A 25,234-nucleotide genomic window follows, 5' to 3' on the forward strand; every position below is an offset into this window, starting at 1 on the left:
CTTATTTCTTTAGTACGAAGTCCTCTCTGGATGCCCAGTTATTGATATCCTGTTTGCTTAATGCAGCAGCCATAAGGTCGGGAAATTTATCAGGCGTACACGCAAATACAGGTATACCGAGGTCAGACAGGAATTGTGCGTTGCTATGATCATACGAAGGCGCACCATCATCGTTCAATGCAAGTAGTACGATAACCTGTACACCTGCTGCTGTTAATTCAGCTGCACGTTTCCGCATGGGGTCATCATTGCCACCTTCAAAGAGATCTGTGATCAGTACAAGTACAGTATCAGCAGGGCGTGTTATGACCTGTTGGCAATAGGTAAGCGCAGCATTGATATCTGTACCTCCACCCAGTTGTACACCGAATAACAGGTCAACAGGATCATCCAGTTCTTCTGTCAGATCGGCAACTGCGGTATCAAATACAACCATGCGTGTTTTAATTGCCGGTATAGATGCCATCACTGACCCAAAGATCCCTGAGTAAACAACAGAAGTACCCATTGATCCACTTTGGTCAAGACATAATACCACATCTTTCAGAGAAGTTGTCTTACGACCATACCCGATACGGGTTTCAGGAATGACTGTTTTATAATCCGGCTGATAATGCTGCAGATTTTTCAGGATGGTAGCATGCCAGTTGATTTCATTATGACGTGGCCTTCTGTTGCGCACACTTCTCTGCAGGCTACCTGTTATAGCCTGCTGCGTTGGTTGCGTCAGTTTCTTGACCAGTTCATCAACAACACGTTTCACAACTTGCCTGGCTGTATCACGCGTTTTATCTGGTATAGCATGTTTTAATGTAAGCAGGGTTGCGACCAGATGTACATCTGGTTCAACATTCTCCAGCATTTCTTTTTCAAACAGCATCTGTGTAATATTCAGACGTTGCAAGGCATCGCGTTGCATGATCTGTACGACAGAAGCGGGAAAGAAAGTGCGGATATCTCCCAGCCAGCGGCTCACGTTGGGAGAGGAGGCGCCTAATCCCCCTTTTTTTTCACTATCGTATAGTGCTTCCAGTGTCTTATCCATCTGGAGTTCCTGCCCGTTGAGTGAATAGCCGGTGCCATCTGCTTCGTTACCTCCCAGCACCAGCCGCCATTTATTCAAATCGTCCATATCAGTATTATTTAACGCCTAACATTTGGAGCACAATGGGAACGCCTTTCATGGCTCTTTCCGCATCAATATTTTCCATGGTCTGCTGTAATGTACCTGTTGTTCCTGCACTACCACCTTTAGCTTTTTCGCCCAGCTTTCTTCTCTCCGCTTTTGTAAAACCGGAGAAAGTTCTGCGTAGTAACGGAAGTAACTGTTTGAAGGCCTCTTCTTCCAGTTGATGCATCCAGTTGGATACAACTGTCCAGAGATCGTTATCCACAAGCAATAGCGTGCCGCTTCCTTTCAAAAAGCCTTCGAGCCAGGCAGCAGCGATAGCAGGAGGAGTGGCGGATGACATTGCATAACTGAAAGCACGTACCAGCTCACTACCAGAAAGTTGTCTGTGGTCAGCAAGGAGTCGTGTGGCATATCCTCCAATGACAGGTGCTGCACTGTTATTGCCAGCGATAGCTGATAAGGTCTGCTGCCATTGTGTGGTCATATCAATATCCTGCAGGAGGAGTATCGCATCGTTCATATTGTAGACCAGTTCCAGTAGTTCAGCAGCAGCATCGTCCGCAATACCTATACAGGCAGCAGGTAGGCTCACACAGATGCGGGTGATCATGCCTGAGATGATATTCTCTACCAGTGTGGCGTCTGTTTTTCTGACGTTGCCGTATCTGCCTATCTGCACGAGGCCGGGAATAACGGTCATCAGCTGCATTACATCACCTGTTGCCGCTGCCAGGTTATTGACCTGTTGTACGAGTACTTCCACAGCAGTATGCAGTTCTGCAGGAATAGCAGCTTCCAGTAAGGTACATACTTCTTTCAGGGAAGTAGCCGTGCGGGCCTGGTGTTGTACATACTGTGAGGTGGCTTCTTCTACTGTATTTCCCCAACTTCCTTTTTCGATGATGTCAATAGAAAAGTCAGGATTCCATTGCAGGCGCCATTGTTCTTTGAAGGTACCTTTACCAGAAGGTCCATAGCGGTGTCCCCACTGGATGTCCAGCATTTCAAGCCGGTGTAGCAGGATACTGCGTTCAAGATCTGTGTCCTTACGGAGATCGAGTACATAGTCTTTATAATCAGCTGTTTGAGGTAGCCTTAATTTCTTTTGCAGCTTCTCGATATCTGTCTGCAGCGGCGGACGGGGAATATCTGAAGGGACTTCTCCGATGGTATTACTGACAATAAGTGCATCATTGATCAGTTGCAGCAGGATCTCTTCTCCGTTACACAGCACGCTTAAGGTCGCTTCATTCAGTTCCTCGAGACCAGCTTTTGACAAGCCTCTTAATGCAGAGAGAGCAGAAGAAAGACGAACGGCTTCCATGACGTGTGCTACAGAAATATCTTTCTGCTGTTCACGGAAGAGTCTAGCCACTCTCGACATCCAACGGGTACCATCGTCAAAGGGGTAACGCCAGTTATGTTCATACCAACCTGGAGAATTGATACCGGCACCATAACCGCTGTTATAACTGAGACGGTTGTAGGTCCATGGAATCCAGGTTGTTGCTACTTTTACTTTTGGTAATCCTTTGAGAAGATCATTATCATCTTTGGCCTTTCCCATATTAAGAAGGGCAGGTGTATGCCAGGCACCACAGATGACAGCTATCTCAGTATACATCTCTCTTTCAGCCTGACGAATGGTCTTACGCATATGTGCTTCGCGCAGTTGTTCTTCACGGTCGTAGGGTAGCTGCAGGTCCTGTCTCAAAGCCTGCATACCTTCAGCGACGGCTATAAAGACTTCCTGTGGGTCCTGCCTATATTCAAACATATGTTCCCACCATTTCTCTTCATCCGCAAAGCCGGCTGCTCCTGCGAGATAGGCCACAGGATTTCTTCTTATAATACGGGCATCAGGTATATGTGGCGCAAGACTGTTATTCAGCGCAGGGGCTTCATCCGCAGTAGTTTTTTGTTCTTTCTCTGCCTTCAGGTCAAACTGATGTGCAATAGGAAGGTCCATGAACCGCACGGGAATACCGTGTGTGCGCGCATACAGAATGGCCTGCCATTCGGGAGAGAATTCAGCAAAAGGGTAGAAGACAGCTTTCTGTGGAGCATCCGGCTGATAGGCCAGGATCGCAACAGGTGGCCGCAGCTGTTCATCGCCTACCCATTCAAGTATATTGTCGGCTTCCGGAGGTCCTTCTACCAGTACAATGTCGGGTTTAACTTTCTCCAGATAATCCTTCACATGTCTGGCAGAACCGGGCCCATGGTGTCGAATGCCTAGTATGTGTATTGACATATGACTTGTTTATAGGTCGCGGCATGCGCGGTAAATATCTTTCCAGTCTTCTCTTGTCTTTACAACAGTCTCCAGGTATTCGTGCCAAACCAGTTTATCCTGTACAGGGTCTTTGAGGACAGCACCGATGATACCAGCGGCAAGATCGGCTGCTTTCAGCTGACCATCACCGAAGTAGGCCGCCATTGCCAGGCCATTGTTCACTACTGAGATCGCTTCAGCTGTGCTGAGTGTACCGGAAGGAGCCTTAATCTTCGTTTTACCATCCAGTGTGACACCATTCCTGAGTTCACGGAAAATGGTCACGATGCGGCGGATCTCTTCCAGTGCTGGTTTCTCAGCAGGAAGGTCCATGACCTTTTCATAGCTTTCCACACGGCGGCGTACGATATCAATCTCTTCCTCCATGGAGTCAGGTACCGGCAGAATAACCGTATTAAAGCGGCGTTTTAAGGCGCTTGAAAGGTCGTTGACACCCTTGTCCCTATTATTGGCTGTGGCGATGATGTTGAAGCCTTTTTGTGCCATTATAGCGGTATTCAACTCAGGCACGGGAAGGGTCTTTTCTGATAAGATAGTGATCAGCGTATCCTGTACATCCGCACTGATACGGGTTAACTCTTCTATTCTGGCTATTCTGCCTGACTGCATGGCACGCATGACAGGCGTTTCTACCAGTGCTTTTTCTGAAGGGCCTTCTGCCAGTAACCGGGCATAGTTCCATCCGTAGCGGATAGCCTCTTCGCCAGTACCTGCGGTTCCCTGTACGATCAGGGTGGAATCGCCACTTATGGCAGCAGCCAGGTGCTCACTTACCCAGCTTTTTGCCGTACCGGGTAAACCATACAGCAACAGGGCTCTGTCAGTAGTAAGCGTCGCTACGGCGATTTCTATCAGTCTGCGGTTACCGATATATTTAGGCTGTATTTCAAATCCATTTTTCAATGTACCTCCCAGCAGGTAAGTTACTACAGACTGTGGTGATAGTACCCAGTTATAAGGACGCTTTTCATTGTCCTGTTTCTTCAGCTCTTCCAGTTCTTCAAGGAACAGTTGTTCGGCATGTTGACGTAATATGTTTGACATCTTTATATGCTTGAAAAGGTGATCTTTTTTATCTTTATTTATGTGAATGCGGTGGTTATCTGCATTTTGCAGGATAGCAGTTTTCGTATATGCTCACTGGTATTTCTCCACATGTTCTGGTATGCAGGTTCCTCTGGTCCCAGTTTCTCCAGTTCGTCAGCGATGGCTGACGGCAACTGCATGATGTGTTTATCAAAGAAATTCCGGGTATATTGATAAGGGTTCCGGGCAATCCATTTCAGTACCTCACGGGTAATTTTCAGGTTCCATTCTCCGTCCATCTTATCCATGAAATGAATGATACTCTGCGGGTCGCCAGGTAACATGCGCAGTAGGTATTCTTCCTGTTCTTCGGGAGACAATAAAGATATTCCGTCAGGAAAAAATGCATCTTCAGTCAGTTGCGTAAGCAGGCGAACCCAGGCCACATCCCTGAAGCGTCCCGAAGGGATGATCATTGCTTTTAGAAGTCGTTTGCCGATATCATCATTAGAGAAAATATTGATCACTTCTTGTTTGTCAGCATTGAAATGGGTTTCCCACCATGAAGGAGGAACATTATTCGTCAGCTGATACAGGATAAAGCCTTCATCACTGATATTCTTCTGATTACTCATCATGATGATACCTGAGTCGGCAATGATCTTGTCCAGCGGTAATTGCAGCGATATATGCAGGGTTTTACCAGTACCGTGAGTGATAGCTTTTTGTAGTATCTGCCAGTAGGACTGCACGATAAATGAGCCAGGTATATTTTTTAGTAAGGTCCATATCTCATCTTTCACCTTCTGGTTCTTCTCTTTCAGCGATTCCAGCCAGGAAAGATCATCTTCACTGATATTTATACGCATGACTTTCAGGAATTCAGTTTTGGCAGCTGTATTTTCCTGTGACCAGGTTTGCTGCAACCACTCTCTCGCCATGCCAGGATAAGACCGGCGTATTTCTTCCAGTACCTGTATACGATCTTCCGAACTTCCTGTTTGCCAGCGTTCTTCAGGGCTGTGTACAACGGGGAACTGCCAGTCGGGATTCATTTTACTGAGCCATTGACCTCGTTTTCCACACACATCCATTGCCAGCTGGCGGATGCGTTTCTGCGAAACCGCTGTATCGAGTATCACGGGAATGTATTCCGGTACTACGATCTGTCTTTTGTCAGAACACGCTTCCAGCCAGTAATGTACCAACGGTAACAGGTCCATGTCCAGCGCATCCTGTAGTGCGTATATAGCAGCCGTATTACAGTAAGGTCTTTCCTCAGGGGGAGCCGGCTGTAATGGTACGCCACTGTTATTCACAGCGTTGACGCCACTTTGCCGGTAACTTAACACAACCGAGGCCAGATGCAGGAACTGGGTCTCTGTATCCAATGATTTGTCGCCAATGATCTTTTCAGCAACGGTGACAAGGTCAGTAGGCAGATCAGCGACAGATAATTGCCTTTTACCAGTGCCGAGGAGAGCTGTATTAATGATATTGTTCCACATGTCCCTTATAACAATTTATAGACGCCGTTATGCCAGACGCCAAGAGGTTCATATTCCTGTTCTCTACCCAGGATAGCCATGTCCAATGGATGGCCTCCACTGAGAGACAGTAATTTCCAGATATTACGGAAGCCGTCTTTGATAGGCATGATTTCTTCATTCCGGTCTTTCAGCCACCATTTCATATTATGCTGAACAGGGGTCAACTGTTGTACAATATACGGTCGTTCGCTGCGGACAGGCATCTTCCCGGCCAGGGCTGTTTCAGCTGTGGTCAATTCCTGCCAGCCGGTCATACCATAGGTGTCCTGCAGTTTATTATTGGTAACTGGTTCTTTGATCAATGCCCTGAGAGGTATTTCCGAAGGAAAGAAAACAAGTTCTGCTTCAATAGACATTCCGGCTGTCAATAGCAATTGTGGACGGGACATTCCCCTTGCATAGAACTGAAGGATCAATGCCGGCTGAAGGCAATTCAGGCCGAAAAGCCAGTATTTTTCAGTGGTAAGCCCTTCTTCTTCAGTGATCTGTTTATTGAGTATCAGCCAGGTATCTTTTGTTCCTTTTTCCTGACGCAGTGCTTCCTGACTTTGAGTAAAACCAATTAATGCGCGCAGTTCCTGCTGTAACAGGGGAGGAAGGGAGTCGCCCTGATTAAAGCCCTGAATGACAAGGTACATGCGGAGTAACTGTTCCATGAAGGAATGTTGCCAGCCTTCACTGTAATAGTTGATTTCAGAAAGACCCCGAACCATAGCTGCCAGTCCAGGCGCCTGAGCATCGATCATACGGCGGGCCATATTTTCCCAGTAAGAAGTTCCTTTTTCAGGAAGAGACAGGATACCATTACGTACAATGTCTTTCATCCAGAGCAACAGCTCGTAGATGCCATCTTCTACCTTTTGCTGGCGTGCCTGTTGTCTTTTGTCGCGGGCTGTTTCGTCTACCGGCTTTTCTTCTTTTCCTCGCTTCTTGGTTTCATTTTCAGCTCTTTTTTCTAACCATTCACTCACCCATGCCGGAGGCGTATTGTCAGTAAAAATAGTTGCTTCCCGGGCATAGAGCAGCATCAGTCCGATACCATGTTTACATGGGAATTTGCGGCTTGGACAACTGCATTTAAAAGCGGTGCTGGCCCGGTCTATCTGGGTTTGATATGGTTTACTGCCACTTCCCAGGCATTCTCCCCATAAGGCTTGTTCATTCGCCCCTTTACTCACCCATTTAGCCATAACAGCCAGTGCTTTACCGGCTTTTCTGGACGGTTCGTCCGGTGCTAAGGATAGCACCTGTTCTTCTGTTAGGAGCAATGGATATAAGATTTAAAGTATTGTATTTACAAACAATGTTACGCCAGTAATACCTTGTATATCCTGGAGTATAACATCACAAGATATGTGATCAGAATCACTGCATTTAATACGAGCAGCCAGTTTACATCTACCTGCTGATATTTATTCTTCTTACAGAGGATTGCCAGCCAGAGGAAACCGATCAGGAGGATAGCAGGAAACACCAGCGTCCACTTATTCGTAATGATCAAATGTGCATTGGCAATACGCTCATTCCATCCCTCATCGTTACCTGCCACGAGCGGCAATATACCCATGAAAAGCACGATGATAAATATTCTTATAGCCGTTTTGGCTGCCGTTTTACTGATTTTCTGACTCTTACTTTCCTGTTGCATTGTTTCTTCAATTTTAAATATTGACCCGATTGCTAAGTTCGGGATTTAAGTATTACGATCCTATTGGTTTCCTGATATGTATCCACCAGTGAATCACCATTGCCATGAATAGATTTAATACACAGAAAAACGTCATCCAGCTATTTTCGGTGGCAAACCCACCAATAAACAACCAGGTGAAAAAGTAAAGATGAAACCATACAGGAACTAACCATGCAATGACAGGCAGTGCTGGCGTTGTCGTCTGTTTTTTCTTTCTGAACCCCCAGATGGTAAGTACGGGTAATAATATGAGTAAAAAGACCAGTTTCTCACGACTTCTGATACCAAATCTTTCATTTAGCCAGGTAGCCATGGGAAACAAGGTGATCCACAGTGCAACCTGCGAGATCAGTATGGATAATAGTGGTATGATAACCTGCCAGCAACGGATAACGATCTTTTTACTGAATTGAATCTTTTCCAGCGTACGGGCAAAGGTAGAGTAGAAGAACACAACACACAGCCATCCGAAGAAATTCCCGTAGGGTACACCAAACCATTGTGCGGTAAGAGGAGAAGGGAATTCGGGTCGATTGTCCCAGCTCCAGTGCCACATGTGTAAGCGATAAGCAACGACGTCCATACTTGCATCAATACTGAGTGCGAGTAATGCATCAAAAGCGGCTGCTGCGATCAGGGGAAGTCCCCGGCTGTCGGAGATGAGTCTGGAAGTATAGATAATAATTCCCCATCCCATACCGATACATACAGGGATATTATCCGGTGCATGTCCCAGCATTAGCCAGAATTGCCCGTATTTGTAACCGGCATTGGAAACCACGTTGACATATTCCAACAATAATCCGAACCCAAATCCTCCCAGCATATAGGCGACGTGCCCGGGTCCTCTTTTCCATGCATGCAGCAAGGTCAGTATGAACAACAGCAGCATACAGCTTTCCGACAGGGGATAGCAGATAGCAGGAGGAACATCATAAGGCATATTCGCGTAGGGAAGCATAACAACAGTTTTGTTATTGTTCTTTATCCATGAAAGAAGTGTGTTTCGTATCTCTTACTACAGCATAAACGATCAGTGAAATAAAGATACAACCAGTAACGTACCAGTAATACATCGACTCGTGACCGATATTCTTGAAATACAGCGCAATATATTCAGCTGTGCCACCAAATAGGGCTACCGTCAATGCATAAGGTAGGCCAACCCCGAGCGCGCGTATCTCTGCCGGAAACATCTCAGCTTTTACCACTGCGTTAATGGAGGTATAACCAGTCACAATGATCAGTGCACAAAAGATAAGAAAGAAGGCCGCCCATTCCGAAGAGGCGTGACTGATAGCGGTAAGGATAGGAACGGTTAATAAGGTGCCTAATATTCCGAAGCCAAGTAGTAAAGGTTTACGGCCGATCCTGTCACTCAGCATACCAAAGAGCGGTTGCAGACAGGCATATACCAGCATCAGCAGGAACGTCAGCATAGTAGATCTTTCTTTGGTAAGATGGACTGTATTGACCAGGAACTTCTGCATATAGGTTGTGTAAGTATAAAAGGCAAGTGTACCTCCCATGGTCAGTCCGACAACTGTCATGACGGCCCTGGGGTGTTCCTGTAACAGGATCAGAACGGAACCCCGTTTTTTGTTTTCTTTTTCAGGGGTAAAAGTCTCCTGCATATGTTGCCTGATCACCAGGGCAAAAAGGGATAATGCAGAGCCGATGGCGAAAGGGATGCGCCATCCCCACTCGTGCAGTTGTTCCGCTGTCAGGAATACCTTTTGCAGCAACAGTTGTATGCCGAGAGCAGTTAGCTGACCACCAATCAGGGTGACGTACTGAAAGCTGGAGTAGAAACCTCTTTTATCACGTGTGGATATTTCACTCAGGTAAGTCGCAGAGGTACCATATTCTCCGCCAACGCTTAGTCCCTGGATGAGCCTTGCCAGCAGAAGAATAATAGGAGAAAGGATACCCGCCGTAGCGTAGGTGGGTGCCACAGCAATCATCAGACTACCGAAAGACATCAGCAATACAGAAAGTGTCATGGATACCTTCCTGCCGTTTTTATCGGCAATACTGCCGAATAACCAGCCTCCGATCGGACGCATGAGGAAGCCAACAGCGAAGATAGCAGCAGTGTCCAGTAACTGAGCTGTGGGATTGCCTTTCGGAAAGAACACAGGGGCGAAATAAAGGGCGAAGGCGGCATAGGCATACCAGTCATACCATTCAACGAGATTACCAATGGAACCAGTGAAAATAGCTTTGATACGGTATGCGGTGTCGCTTTTTTGATTTGTATTCATTATTAACAGGAGCGTGGTCTTCAAAAATAATACAATCGGGCCAATAGTCTTATATTGCTTAACAATTAACAGGATAATCATGGACACGATCACAAAAGCAAAGAAAGCGGCCGGAGAGAAGGCTGCAGCGTTGGTACAGCCCGGCATGTTAGTGGGATTGGGAACAGGGTCTACTGCTTACTGGGCAATAGAAAAGATAGGACAGATGGTAAAGGAAGGACTGAATATCCGTGCCGTGGCGACGTCTGTCGCTTCCGAGCAGCAGGCCAAAGCGTTGGGTATTCCAATCACTTCTTTCAGCGAAATTCAGCAACTGGATATAGATATTGACGGTGCTGACGAAGTCAGCGAAGATCTACAGATCATCAAAGGTGGAGGTGGTGCTTTACTACGTGAAAAAATCGTTGCTCATGCCAGCAGAAGAAAGGTGATCGTGGCGGATGAGCGTAAGTATGTTAAAACATTGGGTAAGTTCCCCCTCCCAGTAGAGATCATCCCGTTTGGCTGGGAGCTGGTATTCAAATCTATCCAGGCTTTACAGGGATCACCTACACTCAGGACCAGAGAAGATCAACCTTATATCACCGATAACGGGAATTATATTCTGGACTGTAAGTTTGGTGCCATTGAAAATCCTGAACAGTTGCACCATCATCTGAAGGCGATGACTGGTGTTGTGGAGACTGGACTGTTCATTAATCTGAAACCTACCGTCATCATAGCGTATGAAAATGGCGAAGTGAAGACTATTTAACGGCTAATTCTATTCATCCTATGTATCATTTTTTCCATTGGTTTGTTGTCATCAGCTGGGTGTTATCAGAAGTATTGCTGAACAGACTTTTCAGGTCGTCCGGGACAGATAAGACACAGGCAGACCAGCGTTCGCTGCGGACGATATGGATCACTATCATGATCGCATTGCCATTGGCACACATACTGTCACTGTATACGTCTTTTCCGGTTAGTACATCTCCAACTGTGATGCTGGCAGGCCTTGGAATGATCATAGCCGGGATGTTGTACCGGTTTACGGCTATCTATACACTGGGCAGGTATTTTACGGTTGATGTAGCCATCAGGCAGGACCACAGGATCGTAAGCAGGGGGATGTACAGGTATATGCGGCATCCCTCTTACCTGGGATCGCTGATCTCTTTTCTGGGTAATGGTTTCGTGCTGAACAACTGGGTAGGTCTGGTCATGAGTTTCGTTCCGGTGCTGATCGCATTTATATACAGGATGAATATAGAAGAAGAGTTATTGTTGTCTAACTTCGGTCAGGAATACCTTGACTATAAGAAGAAAACCTGGAGATTAATACCATTCGTTTACTGATACCTGTTAAACAGCACATGTATCATTTCTTAAAGGACACAATATGAGCTACACAAACTTTGTAAAAACGGCAGAAGCACAGGCGCTTATCAATACGCCTGGTGTACTTTTCATTGATTGCAGTTTTGCATTGAATGATAAAGAGTGGGGTAGGCAAGAGTACGAAAAAGCACATATACCCGGCGCATTGTATGCTGACCTTGATAAAGATCTTTCCGGACCGATCACACCAGGTAAAACAGGTCGTCATCCGTTGCCGGGAAAGAAAGAACTGGAAGCCCGTATTGCTTCCTGGGGTATCACACCGACAACGCAGGTGATCGCTTATGATGCTGGTGCCGGATTCATGGCTGCTGCCAGATTATGGTGGCTCCTGAAATGGGCTGGTCATGAGCAGGTGGCAGTATTGGACGGGGGGAAAAAAGTATGGGCAGAAAAAGGATTTCCGCTGGAGAGTGGAACGGTAACACCAGTTGCCGCGGCATTTACCGCACATTATGATGATTACCTCCTGGCAGATGCTGCTGCTGTATTGAAAGCTATAGAGGTGAATGGAAGTTGTGTGATCGATTCCAGAACAGCCGACCGGTATGCCGGGCAGAATGAAACAATAGACCCGGTAGCAGGACATATTCCTGAAGCTATTTCAAGGCCTTTTAATGCCAATATTACTCCGGAAGGAGTCGTTGCAGGACAGGACGTGGTAAGAGGCTATTTTGCTGCTGATTTTGCAAAGGACGAGGTGATTTTTTATTGTGGGTCAGGGGTGACAGCTGCATTTAATGTATTGCTGGCAAACTATGCCGGATATCCGATGCCGAAGTTATATGCCGGTTCATGGAGTGAATGGATCACTGATGATGCAAGGCCGGTAGCAGTGAATGTCTGATAAAAAAAGATCTCCGCATAGCAGCATAGAAATAAAAAAAGGGCGTCGACAGTTAATTGCTGTTGACGCCCTTTTTTGTATAACTACTGTTGACTACAGAAGTAGACAATAAGTATGATCACAAGAAGGATTGCCATTACAAGCAGCGTAATCTTGGTACCGCTGTACGGTCTTTCACCAACAACTTCTCCTGTAGAGGCATTGATCGTAAAGTGATAGATCTTGCCATTGTAACGGTAGGCGCTGATCCATACCGGTAGCAACAGGTATTTCAAACCCAGATTATAATAGGTACAATGATAATCACCTATTCGTTGTTCATCACCTCCGATATCGCGACGGATTGTATTTTCAATGCTGGGCCGCATGATCACCTTCGCCTGTTCCAGTCCGTCTTCAGGCGGTATCTGATAAAGCTCGGAGCGGAAGCCACTGACATAGCGTTCATTATAATGTTCCAGGGCCTGCATATGCCATGGTTCCAGTCTTCGTGATACTTTTGGCGGCAATGAGGTGCTGGCTGTAATAAGAATATCATGGAAAGAATTATAGACAGTACCGCTCACATGATGCCACCTGGTATGGCGTACCTGTCTGGAACGCTGTACCCGCTCGCCGTTAACGGTTTCAGTATAATATTCTGTTTCATAATAATAATCGCCACGGCTACCATCGTAGTCGGTCGTAGTATCCGCATCATAGCTCCAGTGAGGCAGATAAAGGCCTTTCAGCAGGTCTGCATGACCAGCAACTAATTGTGCAAGGTCAGATGGTGCAAACCATAGTTTATCCATCCAGGTGCGGAAGTTGCCTGCCGCCTGTTGCTTTGTGATAGCAAAAGGAAGGAGGTAATGTGGTTCAACGATGTGTCGGTCCTGGGCATCGCTGATCACCAGCGGACTTGCACAGAAGGTACAGTTATCGGAATTGACTTCCGGTGGCAGGGTAGTAGAGGCGCCGCAGTTTTTACAGGAGACAACCTTCGCCACAATTTGCACATCACGGTTAGTTTTACTGATAAAGCTGTTATAATCCACTGAAACAATGGGACCATGATACTCCCGTTCAATGTCATTGGTAGCGCCGCAATAATTACATTTTAGCTGATGGGTACCCGGTGCATAATGGAGGGTAGCGCCACAGCTGCAGCATTGTAACGATGCATTCAGAGAGGCGGATTGCTCCGCCTGGGAAAGAGGATCCATGAACGATTACGGAATAGGTAAGGGTGGTGGTGTATTGTTAAACAGACCGGCCAGGTCAGGCAGTGTATTAGCAGCCGCCCAGTTAGCCATTCCTTTTTTCCACATATGGCTCTGCTGATTGATCGTACCAGCAGCTACCAGTTGTGTCAGCTGGTCCATGGTATATGGGCCTGCCTGTTGTCCATTAATAGCGGCATAATACTGCACAGCAGCCGGTAATGGCGGTGGCGCTTCGTTATTTTGTACACTATTCGGCTGAAAAATATTGCCCATCTGGCTTCCCATAGCCATGCCCAGACCAGCACCCATACCAGCGCCTGCAAGGCCACCGTTAGGGTTCTGTGCCGCCTGCTCCATTGCATTAGCCGCCTGGAATTGTGCATACGCGCCCAGGTTACCTACGATACCCATGCTGGTACGTTTGTCCATCGCAGCTTCTACTTCAGGTGGCAGAGAGATATTTTCGATCAGGAACTTTGTCAGTTCCAGGCCCATGGCATTAAATTCTGGCTGTATCTTGGTTGTGATGAGTGCAGACACTTCATCGTAGTTGGCTGCCAGGTCCAGCACCGGGATCCTTGCCTGTGCAATGGCATCCATACCACGGGTGATAGCAAGATTACGCAGTTGCTCATTTACTGATTCTACAGTAAACTCAGGATTGGTTGCAGCGATCTCTTTTATGAATAATCCAGCATCCTGTACACGGAATGCGAAGCTACCAAAGGCACGCAGACGTACCGGACCAAATTCTGCATCACGTAACATTACCGGATTGCGGGTACCCCATTTCTGGTTAATGAACTGACGAGTGCTTACGAAGAATACGTCAGCTTTGAAAGGGCTGTTGAATCCATAGATCCAGCCTTTCAACGTAGTCAGGATAGGCATGTTCTGCGTATTCAGCGTGTACATGCCGGGTTTGAAAATGTCAGCGATAACACCTTCATTCATAAATACGACCAACTGTGATTCACGAACAGTCAGCTTTGCATTCATCTTGATCTCATTCTGGTAACGGGGGAATTTCCATACAATGATTTCATTGGAGGTATCGACCCAGTCAATGATGTCGATAAATTCGTTGCGGAGTTTGTCAAATAGTCCCATATAAGACGGTTTACGGTAGTATGAAAATAGAATAAAGGTGTAATATATTGTATATGTGCGATCAAAAAAGATAGGAGATCAGGGGTTCAGTGGTTGGTGTTATTGACAAGCGTAATTCTTTAACCTGAAAATAAGATAGTGTAAGAAGGCTATAATAGCCTAAAACAAAAAAGGAACAACATATACGTTGTTCCTTTTTCTTCGTGGTGTGAGGCGGGATCGAACCGCCGACACAAGGATTTTCAGTCCTTTGCTCTACCGACTGAGCTACCGCACCAACTCTTTTTTGTTGTCCTTCTCTCGTGAAGGGATTGCAAAGATAAGCAAATTAAAAACTAACTTCCAAATTTTATTCAACAAAAGTTTTAATTTCTTCCAAGATACCGTTCCAGAGAGCGTTTCGTTGTTCCAGCGCTGTTCTGGATGCTTGTGCCGCCTGCTCCCATTTCTCCGGATCCTTACCGCAAAGCTCCTGTACCATTTCCATACCGAGGTGACTATGATGATCTCCATCTACCTCAATATGTCTTTCGAGATAATATTTGAACAGACTGATTTGCCCCGGGAATTGTTTATCCAGGTCGTTCACTAATGCCAGGAACATATCTGGGATCAGGTCTTCCCTTCCGAAAGTGAAGACGGCTGCCTGTACATGCACAGGTTCATGTGCGATCAGATCGAACGTATATTTTACAAAGGAACGTACCGCTGGTGGTAGTCCATTAATAACAGCGGTAAGTGATTTTCCTCTTTCCAGTTGCTGCAGGCATTCTTTAATACCAGAGGTGTCTGCACCAACTTGTTCCATCGCTTCGAGATACAGCTCAAAATGGCTCACGCGTTTACCATTAGGGTCAACATCACTTTCCTCGCCCGTTACAATCTCATTGATCAGGTAACGGGTCGCTGCGCTGCCCTTTGGTACCCATGGAATATCGGTGCAGGTAAGATGTCTTTGCAGGGATTTCAGGAGTGACATAAAATCCCATACCGCAAATACGTGGTATTGCATGAAAGAGCGGATGTCTTCCATGCGCTGCATTTCTCGATATAGAGAATGTTGTATAATAGTCTCCCTTACCGGAGCAATTGTGGCCTTAATGTGTGGTATGCCAGTCATTACGTGTTAAATATTGTCCTTTAGTTACCGTAAACCACCAGGAACTTGATACGCATTAATTTCAGCTGTTCGATGGTGTAGTCGTTTTCAATCAGTTCTTCTCTTGCGAGTGCCAGGCTGGAAGTTTCACAGCCCTTGAAATACTCCATGATCTCATCCTGGGCATAATCGTCCAGTTCCTCGTCCAGACAGTAGTCAAGATTCAGTTTAGTACCACTGGCAACAATGGTTTCCATTTCATCAAGCAACTGAGGGATGGTGAGTTCCTTATTTCGGGCGATCGTTTCCAGCGGCATCTTTTTATCGATGTTCTGGATGATGAATACTTTGAGTCCACTCTTATTCACAACGCTCTTCATGACGAAATCGTCAGGTTTCACGATGTCATTCTCTTCCACATATTTAGATATCACATCTACGAATTGTTTTCCGTAGCGGATTGCTTTCCCTTTGCTGACACCCTGGATCTTTTCCAGTTCCTGGATGGTAGTAGGGTATTGTGTTGCCATGTCTTCAAGAGAAGTCTCCAGGAAGATCACGAAAGGAGGGAGGTTCTTTTCTTTCGCTACCTTCTTACGAAGCTCTTTCAGCATCTCAAACAACACGGTGTCCGCTGCTGCTTGTGCTTCGGCGCCGACTTCTTCATCTTCTCCACCGTCTTCCTCGAACTGATGATTGAGTGATACCATGATAGAGTACGGTTCTTTCAGGAACTGCTGACCTTTTTCTGTAATCTTCAGCAGGCCGTATTCTTCAATATCTTTCTCGATCAGATCTTCCAGCATCATCTGGCGGATAAGAGAATTCCAGAAGTGAGCGTCAAATTCTTTACCCATACCAAATACTTCCAGTTGATTATGCTGGTAGGTAGTGATCTGAGGATTTGTCTTTCCGGTAATGATATTAACAACGTATTCAGTACCAAAGCGCTCTTCCAGTGCACGGATAGCATCCAGTACGATCACTACGCGGTTTTTAACTTCGATCTTTTCTTTTGGATTCCGGCAGTTGTCACATGCGTTATCACACTGCGACTCTTCATATTTCTCTCCGAAATAGTGAAGGATCACTTTCCTCCGGCAGGCAGAGCTTTCAGCGTAAGCAACCGTCTCATTGATCAGCTGAGCCCCCATTTCTCTCTCACTCAACGGTTTATCCCGCATCAGGTGCTCCAGTTTCTGTACATCCTTGTAGGAATAGAAGCATACGCAGATACCTTCCAGTCCATCACGACCGGCACGTCCTGTTTCCTGGTAATAATTCTCCAGGCTCTTTGGAATATTATAGTGTATCACAAATCGGACATCCGGTTTATCGATACCCATACCAAACGCGATCGTAGCCACAATTACGTCCACATCTTCATGGAGGAACATATCCTGGCGTTGTGCACGGGTACCCGCATCAAGTCCGGCGTGGTATGCAACCGCCTTGATATTATTGGCCACCAGCATATCTGCCAGTTCTTCCGTGGTTTTACGATTAAGTGTATATATAATACCGCTTTTACCCTTGTGCTGGTGGATGAACTTCACGATCTCGCGGATAGTCTGGTCTTTCTTACGCTTCGGACGGATCTCATAATAGAGGTTCGGTCTGTTAAACGAAGACAGATACACCTGCGGATCACGCAGGCTCAGATTCTTCAGAATATCGCTCTGTACTTTCGGCGTTGCAGTCGCTGTCAGCGCAATGATTGGAAGGTTCTCACTGATCTGGTCTATCATTTCCTTCAGACGACGGTACTCCGGACGGAAATCATGTCCCCATTCTGAAATACAGTGTGCCTCGTCTACGGCAATAAATGAGATCTCCAGTTCACGGAAGAAGTCAAGATTTTCCTGTTTTGTCAGCGTTTCCGGAGCTACATACAGCATCTTCGTCTTGCCAGACAGCAGGTCAGTTCTTACTTTTTTTATCTGTGCTTTAGACAGGGTAGAATTGAGGAAGTGCGCCACATTATCCTTACTGCTGTATGAACGTACCAGATCCACCTGGTTTTTCATCAAGGCAATGAGTGGAGAAACGATTAGCGCGCAACCCGGACTCATGAGAGCCGGTAATTGATAACATAAAGATTTACCGCCGCCGGTTGGCATTATTACAAAAGTATCTTTACCGGCAAGAATGCTCTTGATGATGATTTCCTGGTTCCCTTTAAAGGAATCAAACCCAAAGTGTTCCCGTAATGCATCTATCAAACTTACCTTTACAACAGCCATTGCATTCAAAATTTAAAACAAATAAACTCTAAAGAAAGTAACAAATTATGGATATTGTTTATGTGTTTTTTAGGGGACACGAAGTTAATTAAAAATGCGCTGACCGGCAATTAATTTATGTGTTATAGGAAGTTACGGCTCATCAGAATCTCCCGTTCAGACTGCCTTTCCGGCAGGGCCCGTATGAAGGGGTTGGTCAATAGCAGGCTTTCGTTCCCTGTTACCACCCAAAGCGATTCCTTATGATAAAATAAGCAGATATCATGGACTTAATCTGCTGAAACCTAGTTAACTTTGTGGCTGCCCATGAAAAATAGAACGGTTATTAATATTGCTGAAGTGGCAAAACGGACGCTCTCCCTCGAGTCGACTGCTGTATCAGACCTGAAGCAATACATCAATGGTGATTTTGAGCAGGCAGTAGAATTGATCGCTCATTGTACCGGACGCCTGGTAGTGTCTGGTATCGGTAAAAGCGCCATTATTGCTCAGAAAATAGTTGCCACGCTTAATTCCACGGGTACTCCCGCTATTTTTATGCATGCTGCTGATGCTATCCACGGTGATCTGGGGATGATTCAACAGGATGATATTATATTATGTATCTCTAAGAGCGGTAATTCTCCTGAAATAAAAGTACTGGTACCGCTGGTCCGAAATTTTGGTAACAAACTGATTGCCATGGTGGGAAATATCGATTCCTTCCTGGCAAGAGAAGCTGATCTGATACTAAATACGACTGTTGAACAGGAAGCTTGTCCTAACAATCTGGCACCTACCACCAGCACAACTGCCCAATTGGCAATGGGCGACGCCTTAGCGGTATGTTTGATAGAATGGCATGGTTTTACTGCTGGTGATTTTGCAAAATTCCATCCCGGGGGTACACTTGGTAAAAAGCTGTATCTCAAGGTTGGTGACCTGAGCCGTTTACATCAGGCGCCAAAAGTAAGCAGAGATAGTTCTTTAAAAGAGGTAATTGTTATGATATCCTCCGGTATGCTGGGCGTTACCGCTGTACTGGAAGCCGACGGAGATCTGGCTGGTATCATTACTGATGGAGACCTCCGCCGGATGCTTGAAAAAGGCATTCCAGGAGATCATGTTACCGCTGAAAATATCATGTCCAGACATCCAAAGACAATTCAGGAAGACGAACTGGCTATTAATGCTTTGGAAATGATGAGGCAACATGATATTACACAACTGCTGGTTTTGAAAGACAAACGATATATTGGCATCATTCATTTACATGACTTAATCAGGGAAGGAATTATATAAGATGACAGCTGTGAACAGGCATTTTTACGTGGCCATTATGGCCGGGGGAATAGGTAGCCGATTCTGGCCCTATAGCCGGACTGATCACCCCAAACAATTCCTGGATATCCTAAATACAGGAAAAACGTTACTGCAATGGACTTTCGAAAGGTTCGCCCAGTTTATTCCACAGGAAAACATTTTTGTTGTAACACACCATCATTATGTAACGAAAGTAAAGGAACAGCTACCGCAACTGCCTGTTGATAATGTTGTCAGCGAGCCGTCCCGTAAGAATACTGCTCCGTGCGTTGCTTACATTTCTCATAAGATCCATAAGCAGGATCCGAAGGCAAGTATTATCTGTGCACCTGCCGATCATCTGATCATGGACGCCATCGCTTTCGCAAGCACCTGTCTGAATGCATTGATGTTCGTTCAGAAACACAGCGCGCTCGTGACATTAGGTATCAAACCTACCCGTCCTGATACTGGTTATGGTTATATACAGTTTGAAACCCAACAGGTCTCAGATAATGTATATCCTGTAAAAACCTTTACAGAAAAGCCAAACCTCGAACTGGCCAAAACATTTCTGCAAAGTGGAGATTTTCTCTGGAATGCCGGCATCTTCGTCTGGAATGTAAAAACAATCCTAGCGGCTTTTAATAAATACCTGCCGGAGATTGATGAGCTATTCCTACAGAGCCAGGATCTGTTGAATACACCCGAAGAAAAGAAGGCATTGGAAAATATCTATCCGCAGTGCACCAACATTTCCATTGATTATGCCATCATGGAGAAGGCAGATAATGTATATGTGATCCCGTCCAACTTTGGTTGGAGCGATCTGGGTACCTGGGCTTCCGCCTATGAGAATCTGGACCGTGATGAATCCGGTAACGCTATTCAGGGGAAGAACGTTATGCTGGTAGACGCTAAAAACTGCATGATCAAAGCTCCACAGGAAAAGTTGGTGGTGGTACAGGGACTAAGTGAGTTTATCGTTGTAGATACAGCTGATGTGTTGCTCATCTGTAAGAAAGAAAATGAACAACAGATCAAGGACTACGTAGCTGAAGTAAAAAGAAATAAAGGAGAGAAATATCTCTAGGAATAAATGCATTGATCAGATGATCAATTACGGATTACATGTTTTAATTTCAGACATCTATTCGTAATTGATCATTTGTATTTTATGTCGAAACTACCTAATGTAGGCACCACTATTTTCTCGGTAATGTCCGCGCTCGCGGCTCAGCATAAAGCCATTAACCTTTCCCAGGGATTTCCGGACTTTGATTGCGATGAACAACTCAAACGTATGGTCAGCGAGGCCATGGAAGAAGGCTATAATCAATACGCTCCCATGCCTGGTATCATGCCGTTGAGGGAAGTGATTGCGGGAAAGATCTATAGTCTTTATGGACAACAGGTTCATCCTGATACAGAAATCACCATTACACCAGGCGGTACATACGCCATCTTTACAGCTATCGCTACCTGCATCGGTCCCGGTGATGAAGTCATTATATTTGAACCGGCCTATGACAGTTACATTCCCAATGTACTTGTAAACGGTGGAGTACCTGTATTGATCTCGTTATCTTATCCTGATTATACAATTGACTGGTCACTGGTGCGTAGTAAGATCACGCCACGTACAAAGATGATCATGATCAATACGCCTCATAATCCGACAGCGAGTATGCTGTCTGCTGCTGACCTGGAGGAGCTGCAAAAGATTGTAAAAGAATATAATCTACTGGTATTGTCTGACGAAGTATACGAGCACCTGGTATTTGACGGGGCTCAGCATCTCAGTATATTGAAATATCCGGAGTTATTTAAAAACAGCTTTGTGACATTTTCCTTTGGAAAAGTGTTTCACAATACGGGCTGGAAAATGGGATATTGCGTGGCGCCCGCGCACCTGATGACCGAATACCGTAAAGTGCATCAGTACCTTTGCTTCTCCGTAAATACGCCGATGCAGTTCGGGTTGTCCCGTTACTTGCAGACGCCAGAGCATTATCTCTCTCTCCCTGCCTTCTACCAGGAGAAGAGGGATTACTTCCTCGAACTGATGAAGGATTCCCGGTTTACACCGCTGCCATCAAAAGGGAGTTATTTTCAGCTGATGCGTTATGACCGTATTTCAGACGAAGGAGATAAGGAATTTACTACGCGAATTACCAAAGAGTTCGGCGTGGCCAGTATTCCCGTGTCCGCGTTTTATGAAAACGGGAAGGACGATCATGTGGTGAGGTTCTGTTTTGCAAAGAAGAACGAGACCCTGGAGCTGGCTGCCGAAAGACTTAGAAAAATATAAAACTATTTCCATCAACTGACCTGGTATAAAGACAAAGAAGCCGCTCCTGAAGAAGAGCGGCTATTCCTTTGTATATGACTACAAGCATGGCTTGTCAAGAGTTGAAACACCTTATGCTAATACAGCTTCCGGCGTTGCTTGGAACTTCTCGCTGCCGATATAGAGGGTATTTTCCTCAAATGTCACAACACCTGTTTCCACATCATACATGGCACCGATAATACCAATCTCACCATTCATGACCATTTCACGGAGAATATGGCTCTGTTCCAGGATTGCCTGAACAGAACGCTCTGTATGTAAGTGAGTCACTGCATCAACAAATGCAGGATTGGAAGAAGTTCTGTTTTCTTTAACTGTTTTTTCTGCAAAAACAGCAGGAGTGATCTTATTTAACAGACCGGTCAGATTACCCATCTGTACCATGTCGCAGGCACCCTTGATAGCGCCACATTTCGTGTGACCCAGCACAACGATGAATTTTGAACCGGCTACTTTACAAGCATATTCCAGGCTGCCCAGTACATTATCAGAGATAACAGCACCCGCCAGACGGATACTAAAAATATCACCCAGACCCTGATCGAAGATCAGCTCAGCAGAAGTACGGGAGTCCATACAGCTAACAATGGCTGCCATCGGCCACTGACCATCACGGGTATCATTTACCTGTTCCAACAGATTGCGGTGCAACCGGAGGTTGTCTACAAAACGTTCGTTACCGTTTTTCAATAATTCATAAGCCTGAGCAGGAGTAATAGTTGCCTGAGATGCTTTATTTAATGTCTTCATTTTTTGTAGTTTTTCAGTTTAAAGTTAATACACTGAGCGGCTGTATTAGTTCAGCTGGAGCTCTTTTAATAATTGTTCATGATTACCTGTTATGGTATGAACGTGACCACTGGCTATTTTCTCCTGATGTTCGGGGGAAATATTCTCAGTGTTAGGCAGTTTATACTGCTCTTTAAAACCACTTATAATGACTGTGATGTTTTTCTGAGCAGCTTTCACTTCTTTGAATTCACGTATAGTTTCTAATACGTCAAAATCTATGTATGTGGTTTTACTACCGTCAATAACTACCGTAGAATTTTCTGGCATATGGTCAAGTGTCAGCAGGATACTCGCCTTATTCAGGAAAGAAACTTCCTGTGCCAGTTCCAGTATGATGCTATCGCCTGCCTTATATTTTTCTTTGCGGAAAAAATAAGAACTGCGGATGTTACCGCGTAGGATGGCGATTACGCTCACTGCCATACCGAGAGAAATACCGATCAGCAGATCAGTGAAGACGATGGCGACTACTGTCACCAGGAACGGGATCCACTGGTACTTGCCATTTTTAAACATTTCCTTGAATATAGAAATCTTACACAGTTTGTAGCCTGTTACTAATAATACGGCTGCCAGGGTAGCGAGCGGTATTTTGTTCAGCAGGGTGGGGATCATGGCAGTACATACCAGCAGGAGTGTACCATGTGCGATCGTAGACAATTTGGTGCGTGCGCCGGAATTGATATTCGCGGAAGAACGCACAATTACAGATGTTACCGGCAAGCCGCCCAGTAGTCCACTGATAATGTTACCAATACCCTGAGCCTGCAATTCACGGTTGGGAGGAGAATTGCGTTTCATTGGGTCCAGCTTGTCGGTCGCCTCCAGGTTCAGCAGGGTTTCTATTGACGCTACTATGGCAATAGTTGCGCCCACTACCCATACCTCCTTATTAGTGATAGCACTGAAGTCCGGAAGTGTGAACTGTCCGATAAAAGAACTGAAGTCCTGGGCTACTGGCAAACTTACCAGGTGGCTAGGAGCCACTGCCAGTACACTGCCGGTGGCAATGAAAAGGGCATTGAGTCCGACACCTGTAAGTACGGCAACCAAGGGCGCCGGGATAACATTCAGTTTCGGGATCTTTCCCCAGTAAAGAATGATCACTATTGATACAGCGGTGATCAGTGTTGCGCCCAGGTGGATGTGATTCAGGGTGGACAATAAAGCGGAGAAGCTATTATTTCCATCTACCTGTATGAAAGCGAAGTCTCCTTCAGCGTCTGCATCGTAACCAAAAGCATGCGGTAACTGTTTCAGTATAATGATAATACCGATGGCAGTAAGCATTCCTTTAATGACGTTGGAAGGGAAGTAGTTAGCAATGATACCGGCCTTTAAAAGACCCAGTCCCAGTTGTATTACTCCACCAACCACGACAGCCAGCAGAAAAACTTCGAACACACCAAATTTAGTAATAGCAGTAAGTACAACAGCGGTAAGGCCTGCGGCCGGACCACTTACACTTAGCTGGGAGCCGCTGAGGGAACCCACTACAAGACCTCCTACAATACCGGCGATCATTCCGGCAAATAACGGTGCGCCGGATGCGAGGGCTATACCCAGGCACAGCGGAACCGCGATCAGAAATACAACAAGGCCCGCAGAGAGGTCCCCTTTCACGTTGGAGAATATAGATTGCCTGCTCATAGTCAAAAGGATTTTTGAGACGCGAAAACGTAATAACGGGAGACAGAGATGCCTTTTCTAACTGGCATAGCTATTCCGGTTAAAATGAATAATTAATGGATACAGTAAGTGTTGCGCAGCGTGAATGCGCTTAAAATGGAGGAAATATCGGTCAGTATAAAGCCAGCAATGCCCTTAATGACATAGTTGGCATACTGAGATAATAAGTGTGACTGGATTAGCAATTAGGTGGTGGACAGTGTATTTCGCGGACAGGACCCTGCGCGATTTCTGCAAAGAAATTGTAATGAAGGCTCTTTACCAGTAATGAAGGCTCAAACTGGATAATAGAGGTGTGACTCAGGAATTTCAGTTCCTTACTGAACTTAACATCAAAGTGGCAGCCGTCTTCCACGGGATGTTCTTCAACGATCTGATTATTGAACAGTATCTTCCCCACCTCCTTTATCGGGAGGAGCTGCGTGCACATGAGTGCCAGGAGGAATATGCCTATAATACGTTTCATCGCTGATACAAAAATAGGTTAGTGACAACCTTACTTTGTAAATATACACTATAAAAAAATGTTAAATCCCATTTCTTTATGGGTGGTTTTCGAGATAAACCCTTATGCCCGCCGAACTAACAATGGAGCTATTAGCGACGAACTAGCGACGAACAAGCGACGAACAAACAGTATCATAACTGACCTCTTTAGATGTATTTCATCCCCTTTCTCAAACCATTCATCACAAACAGAAAAATATTTTTTGACGCCAGAGATTTTTATAAGTGTTTGGTTGTGAATGTATAATGGCTAATAACGGTAATGTTCAAAGCAAGTTATTTTGTTTTCCATGGTATTGTGTATTGCATAGTAGTATAAAACCCCTATCTTTACATCGTAATTATCAAAACCACCATTAGAAATGTTTAAGTATCATTTTATTCATAAAGCTCACTTGCCATGAATATAGATAACACACAGTCACAGATGAGAAAGGGGGTGCTTGAATTTTGCATTCTTTCTATCATCAAGCAAGGAGAAGCTTATCCTTCAGACATTATTGAAAAAATGAAAGAGGCAAAGCTGGACATCCTGGAGGGCACCCTGTACCCACTACTTACCCGACTTAAAAACGCAGAACTGCTTACTTACAGATGGGTTGAAAGCAACTCAGGCCCCCCAAGAAAATATTTTTCCATGACTGATAAAGGAGAACTCTTTTATAAGGAACTGGAAGCCACCTGGAATGAGCTGGCCAATGCAGTACATCAGCTCACAAGTATTAACTAAGACGCCATCCGATAACCAAAACCTAAAATAGAGCATCGAA

The 25,234-nt window shown here is 45.4% G+C and carries 22 protein-coding genes and 1 tRNA gene; 7 read left to right on the top strand and 16 right to left on the bottom strand.

The genetic code is table 11. The annotated features are described in order from the left end of the window. Position 1: 1 nt before the first annotated feature. From GWR21_RS19395 to GWR21_RS19430, 8 genes are read right to left on the bottom strand one after another with little or no spacing between them, the layout of a single operon-like run. Complete coding sequence (locus GWR21_RS19395; RefSeq protein ID WP_162333345.1) at positions 2-1,132, bottom strand: VWA domain-containing protein; 1,131 nt, start codon at positions 1,130-1,132, stop codon at positions 2-4. Between the two features lie 7 nt (positions 1,133-1,139). Beyond that, a complete protein-coding gene (locus tag GWR21_RS19400; RefSeq protein WP_162333346.1) occupies positions 1,140-3,386 on the bottom strand; it encodes a DUF5682 family protein in 2,247 nt (748 codons plus the stop codon). A gap of 9 nt (positions 3,387-3,395) precedes the next feature. Continuing rightward, positions 3,396-4,472, bottom strand: coding sequence for an ATP-binding protein (locus tag GWR21_RS19405; RefSeq protein WP_162333347.1), 1,077 nt, complete (start codon positions 4,470-4,472; stop codon positions 3,396-3,398). 38 nt (positions 4,473-4,510) lie between these two features. After that, positions 4,511-5,962, bottom strand: a complete 1,452-nt coding sequence (locus GWR21_RS19410) for a DUF5691 domain-containing protein (protein ID WP_162333348.1) — start codon at positions 5,960-5,962, stop codon at positions 4,511-4,513. 5 nt (positions 5,963-5,967) lie between these two features. Then, complete coding sequence (locus GWR21_RS19415; RefSeq protein WP_162333349.1) at positions 5,968-7,272, bottom strand: SWIM zinc finger family protein; 1,305 nt, start codon at positions 7,270-7,272, stop codon at positions 5,968-5,970. A 38-nt stretch (positions 7,273-7,310) separates the two neighbouring features. Beyond that, entirely contained in the window at positions 7,311-7,652 is a 342-nt protein-coding gene (locus tag GWR21_RS19420) for a hypothetical protein (RefSeq protein WP_162333350.1), read from the bottom strand. Between the two features lie 52 nt (positions 7,653-7,704). Further along, complete coding sequence (locus tag GWR21_RS19425; RefSeq protein ID WP_162333351.1) at positions 7,705-8,655, bottom strand: carotenoid biosynthesis protein; 951 nt, start codon at positions 8,653-8,655, stop codon at positions 7,705-7,707. A gap of 13 nt (positions 8,656-8,668) precedes the next feature. Continuing rightward, entirely contained in the window at positions 8,669-9,958 is a 1,290-nt protein-coding gene (locus tag GWR21_RS19430) for an MFS transporter (RefSeq protein ID WP_162333352.1), read from the bottom strand. A 79-nt stretch (positions 9,959-10,037) separates the two neighbouring features. Between GWR21_RS19430 and rpiA the strand changes: the two genes are divergently transcribed. Genes rpiA through GWR21_RS19445 form a run of 3 tightly spaced genes read left to right on the top strand, consistent with a single transcriptional unit; the run spans position 10,038 to position 12,185 of the window. After that, a complete protein-coding gene (gene rpiA, locus GWR21_RS19435; RefSeq protein ID WP_162333353.1) occupies positions 10,038-10,712 on the top strand; it encodes a ribose-5-phosphate isomerase RpiA in 675 nt (224 codons plus the stop codon). A 20-nt stretch (positions 10,713-10,732) separates the two neighbouring features. Further along, a complete protein-coding gene (locus tag GWR21_RS19440; protein ID WP_162333354.1) occupies positions 10,733-11,296 on the top strand; it encodes a methyltransferase family protein in 564 nt (187 codons plus the stop codon). A gap of 43 nt (positions 11,297-11,339) precedes the next feature. Next, complete coding sequence (locus GWR21_RS19445) at positions 11,340-12,185, top strand: sulfurtransferase (protein ID WP_162333355.1); 846 nt, start codon at positions 11,340-11,342, stop codon at positions 12,183-12,185. Between the two features lie 83 nt (positions 12,186-12,268). Here GWR21_RS19445 and GWR21_RS19450 read toward each other — a convergent pair whose 3' ends face one another. The 5 genes from GWR21_RS19450 to recQ form a co-directional block, all read right to left on the bottom strand. After that, complete coding sequence (locus tag GWR21_RS19450) at positions 12,269-13,390, bottom strand: zinc finger domain-containing protein (RefSeq protein ID WP_162333356.1); 1,122 nt, start codon at positions 13,388-13,390, stop codon at positions 12,269-12,271. Positions 13,391-13,396: 6 nt separating this feature from the next. Continuing rightward, complete coding sequence (locus GWR21_RS19455; RefSeq protein ID WP_162333357.1) at positions 13,397-14,500, bottom strand: SPFH domain-containing protein; 1,104 nt, start codon at positions 14,498-14,500, stop codon at positions 13,397-13,399. Between the two features lie 204 nt (positions 14,501-14,704). Continuing rightward, positions 14,705-14,777 (bottom strand) — tRNA-Phe (locus tag GWR21_RS19460). 72 nt (positions 14,778-14,849) lie between these two features. Then, positions 14,850-15,620 (bottom strand): DUF3050 domain-containing protein, encoded by a 771-nt coding sequence (locus tag GWR21_RS19465; protein WP_162333358.1) that lies wholly within the window; start codon positions 15,618-15,620, stop codon positions 14,850-14,852. 20 nt (positions 15,621-15,640) lie between these two features. Next, complete coding sequence (gene recQ / locus GWR21_RS19470; protein ID WP_162333359.1) at positions 15,641-17,842, bottom strand: DNA helicase RecQ; 2,202 nt, start codon at positions 17,840-17,842, stop codon at positions 15,641-15,643. A gap of 306 nt (positions 17,843-18,148) precedes the next feature. Between recQ and GWR21_RS19475 the strand changes: the two genes are divergently transcribed. From GWR21_RS19475 to GWR21_RS19485, 3 genes are all read left to right on the top strand, one after another. Further along, positions 18,149-19,123 carry a KpsF/GutQ family sugar-phosphate isomerase gene (locus GWR21_RS19475; RefSeq protein WP_162333360.1) on the top strand — a complete coding sequence of 325 codons (975 nt, stop codon included), beginning with the start codon at positions 18,149-18,151 and terminating at the stop codon, positions 19,121-19,123. A 1-nt stretch (position 19,124) separates the two neighbouring features. Continuing rightward, positions 19,125-20,216, top strand: a complete 1,092-nt coding sequence (locus tag GWR21_RS19480; protein WP_162333361.1) for a mannose-1-phosphate guanylyltransferase — start codon at positions 19,125-19,127, stop codon at positions 20,214-20,216. A gap of 84 nt (positions 20,217-20,300) precedes the next feature. Next, a complete protein-coding gene (locus tag GWR21_RS19485) occupies positions 20,301-21,434 on the top strand; it encodes a methionine aminotransferase (RefSeq protein ID WP_238429895.1) in 1,134 nt (377 codons plus the stop codon). A 111-nt stretch (positions 21,435-21,545) separates the two neighbouring features. Here GWR21_RS19485 and GWR21_RS19490 read toward each other — a convergent pair whose 3' ends face one another. The 3 genes from GWR21_RS19490 to GWR21_RS19500 form a co-directional block, all read right to left on the bottom strand. After that, on the bottom strand, positions 21,546-22,226 hold the full coding sequence (locus GWR21_RS19490) for a carbonic anhydrase family protein (protein WP_162333363.1): 681 nt from the start codon (positions 22,224-22,226) through the stop codon (positions 21,546-21,548). A gap of 45 nt (positions 22,227-22,271) precedes the next feature. Next, positions 22,272-23,918 carry a SulP family inorganic anion transporter gene (locus GWR21_RS19495; RefSeq protein WP_162333364.1) on the bottom strand — a complete coding sequence of 549 codons (1,647 nt, stop codon included), beginning with the start codon at positions 23,916-23,918 and terminating at the stop codon, positions 22,272-22,274. 217 nt (positions 23,919-24,135) lie between these two features. Next, positions 24,136-24,423, bottom strand: a complete 288-nt coding sequence (locus GWR21_RS19500; protein WP_162333365.1) for a hypothetical protein — start codon at positions 24,421-24,423, stop codon at positions 24,136-24,138. Between the two features lie 441 nt (positions 24,424-24,864). Here GWR21_RS19500 and GWR21_RS19505 point away from each other — a divergent pair, with 441 nt between their 5' ends. Continuing rightward, positions 24,865-25,194 carry a PadR family transcriptional regulator gene (locus GWR21_RS19505; RefSeq protein WP_162333366.1) on the top strand — a complete coding sequence of 110 codons (330 nt, stop codon included), beginning with the start codon at positions 24,865-24,867 and terminating at the stop codon, positions 25,192-25,194. Positions 25,195-25,234: the final 40 nt, after the last annotated feature.

This window comes from Chitinophaga agri, from assembly GCF_010093065.1.
Taxonomy (GTDB): Bacteria; Bacteroidota; Bacteroidia; order Chitinophagales; family Chitinophagaceae; genus Chitinophaga; species Chitinophaga agri.